Source organism: Pseudoalteromonas sp. GW168-MNA-CIBAN-0100 (assembly GCF_040309225.1).
In the GTDB taxonomy this organism is placed as follows: Bacteria; Pseudomonadota; Gammaproteobacteria; order Enterobacterales; family Alteromonadaceae; genus Pseudoalteromonas; species Pseudoalteromonas arctica.
The window spans coordinates 1-303 of the sequence record NZ_JBEOOL010000378.1 but is presented as its reverse complement, the minus strand read 5'-3'; the positions used below and the strand labels follow the sequence as shown (position 1 = coordinate 303).

Below are 303 nucleotides of genomic sequence, written 5' to 3'. Positions count from 1 at the left end.
GTTATGGTCAACATTCTTGGCAATTTCCCCAAGGCGGTGTTGACGATGGTGAAACGCCAGAACAAACCATGTACCGCGAATTACACGAAGAAGTAGGCTTGCGACCAGAAGATGTAGAGATAGTCGCAAGTTCTAAACATTGGTTACGCTATAAGTTACCCAAACGATTAATACGCCGTGACTCAAGTCCGGTATGTATTGGGCAAAAACAAAAATGGTTTTTACTAAAACTACGCTGTAAAGATGAGGATGTAAATTTACTTAAAACCCACCATCCTGAATTTGATGATTGGCGCTGGGTAA

General features: G+C 41.6%; 1 protein-coding gene. It reads left to right on the top strand.

What is annotated here, in order from left to right:
* Positions 1 to 303: RNA pyrophosphohydrolase (locus tag AAEY62_RS21570; RefSeq protein ID WP_350636436.1), on the top strand; the 303-nt coding region annotated here is incomplete at both ends.